General features: G+C 76.1%; 2 protein-coding genes. One reads left to right on the top strand and one right to left on the bottom strand.

What is annotated here, in order from left to right; all coding sequences use genetic code 11:
• The first annotated feature begins 280 nt into the window (after window positions 1–280).
• The gene (locus tag E1300_RS49105; protein WP_131764101.1) at window positions 281–865 is read left to right on the top strand and encodes a hypothetical protein; all 585 of its coding nucleotides are present in this window, start codon (window positions 281–283) and stop codon (window positions 863–865) included.
• A gap of 1,216 nt (window positions 866–2,081) precedes the next feature.
• Here E1300_RS49105 and E1300_RS51130 read toward each other — a convergent pair.
• Window positions 2,082–2,264 (bottom strand): hypothetical protein (locus tag E1300_RS51130; RefSeq protein ID WP_207400453.1); only part of this gene is annotated, 183 nt, incomplete at its 5' end.

Raw genomic sequence — 2,264 nt, 5'->3', positions numbered from 1 at the left:
CGGGCACACCCTGCTGCGGCCCCGGCACCGGCGGCCAGAGCATGTTGTCGGTCGACGCCGGACGCAGCGGCTTGGACAGCCCCTTGGACCAGGGCTTGGGCGGCTCCATCCGAGGCGGCACCCCACCCTGCGGCGTCCCCCCGGCAGGCCGCACAGGCTGCCCGGGCGCCCGCTGCGGCTGCACCGGACGCCCTCCCACCCCAGGCTGCTGCGGCTGCGGCGGCTGCACAGGCGGCTGCGGCTGCGCAGTACGACCGCCGGCCGCGGGCTGCGCAGGAGGTTGCCCGGGCGGCTGCACGGCACGCCCGCCAGCCGCAGGCTGCACCGGCGGCTGCGCGGTACGACCATCAGCCGCAGGTCGCTGCGACTGCCCAGGCTGCACGGGCGGCTGAGCAGTACGACCGCCGGCCGCAGGCTGCACGGGAGGTTGTGCGGTACGACCATCAGCCACCGGCTGCCCAGTACGACCGTCCGCCGCAGGCTGTACCGGCTGCGCGGGCGGCTGCGGGGTGCGACCGCCGGCCGCGGGCTGCGCGGGCGGCTGCGGGGTGCGGCCGCTGGTCGCGGGCTGCGCGGGAGGTTGTGCGGTACGACCATCAGCCACTGGCTGCCCGGTATGACCGTCCGCCGCAGGCTGTGCCGGCTGCGCGGGCGGCTGAGTGGTACGGCCGCTGGCCGCCGGCTGCGCTGGCTGTGCGGGCGGCTGCGGGGTGCGGCCGCTGGTCGCGGGCTGCGCGGGAGGTTGTGCGGTACGACCATCAGCCACTGGCTGCCCGGTACGACCGTCCGCTGCGGGCTGCGCGGGTGGTTGCGGGGTGCGGCCGTCGGCTGGGGGTTGCTGGCTCTGCGCGGGTTGCGCCGGTGACTGGGCGCCGAACGCGCCGGGGACCATCGGGATGTCGGGGCGCGTCGGCCGCGGAATGTCCGGGCGCGTCGGCGCGGGACGCCCTTCCGGCTCTCGCTGCGGCTGGGGCTGCCGCACCTGCTCGGGCTTCGGTACCTGCGGCGGCACCGGCGCCTCGGGCTGCGCGCTTTCCGGCTGCCGCGGCGCGGCCGGACGCGTGACGTCCGTGGACGGCGCGGTGTCCCAACCGGCCACCTTCTTGTCCCCGGGCTCGCCCCCGAACCGCCGCGGCGACCGGCTCACGGCACCCGATACAGGATGGGCCCCGGCCTGAGGCGACGCACCAGGCTCTCCATCGCTTCGCGACTCCTGGTCGGCCTCACTCGCCGCGCCGAACGCAGCAGGCAAGCGAGGCTGCATCCCCTGAGGCGGCGTCACCTCACTCGCACGCTCCGAAGCGTCATCGCTCGACGCCCCCGCAGGCTCGCCGTCCCTGGACGGCTCGACAGCCTGACCGGGAGCCTCCTGCCGCAGCGGTACCTCGCCATGGGGGGCCGCGATGTCGGATGCGGCAGGGGCTTGGGTGGTGGCCTCGCTGGAAGTGCCGGGGGGCTGGGGGGACGGGGCCTCGCCGAACGTGGCGGGCTTTCTGACGGCTTCGGCGTGGGGAGGCTGCTCGCCTTGGGCGGCAAGCTGCGGCGCGTCCTGGTTCGGCGACGCTGTTGCGTCCTGTGCGCGCTCCCCCGGCGGCTCCTGCCTCAGTGGTGGCTCGCCTTGGGCGGCTGCGATGTCCGACGCGGCGGGCTCTTGTGGCGTGTTGTCGCGGGGCAGGGCTGCCTCTTCCTGTGGCTGCTCCTTTCGGAGGGGTGCCTTTCCTTGGGGGGCGTTGTGGGGCGGGGGTGATGTTTGTGGCTGGTGCTTGTGTGGTTCGGGTTGTGACTCGTCCGAGGCGACTCGTCGGACGGGCTGGGCGTCTGCCGGGTCGCCGGAGCGTGCTTCCGGGACGGTGACGCCCTGCGTGGGGGTGGCCGGGGTGGCGGACGGTGCCTCTGGGCTCGCGGGACGGGGGACGATCGCTTCCCAGAACTCGGCGGGTGCGCCGGGGCGGCGGACGCCGGAGGCTACGCCGCGCTTGCCGGAGCTGAGCGGGTTCGCGGGGGACGCCTCAAGCCGGGGTGTCGCCGGGGGGCGTTCGATCTCCGTGGACCCGATGATGACGTCGTCCTCGTGGGAGATGTCACGCGTGGTGCGGCGCCACGGCTTCACCGGACGAGCCGCCGGAGTCGGGACAGGCGGCGTCGCCGGAGCCGGGACCGAGGCGGTCGGCGCCGATGGAGCCACGGCCGCGGGCGGTGGGGCCGGGGTGGCGGGTGGCGGGACGGCCGGGGTCGGGGGCGCCGGGCGGGCGGGTGCCGCGGGG

The organism is Actinomadura fibrosa (genome assembly GCF_900659615.1).
Classification (GTDB): Bacteria; Actinomycetota; Actinomycetes; order Streptosporangiales; family Streptosporangiaceae; genus Spirillospora; species Spirillospora fibrosa.
Note: the sequence above shows the minus strand (reverse complement) of the source record. Positions and strands in the feature narration are given on the sequence as shown.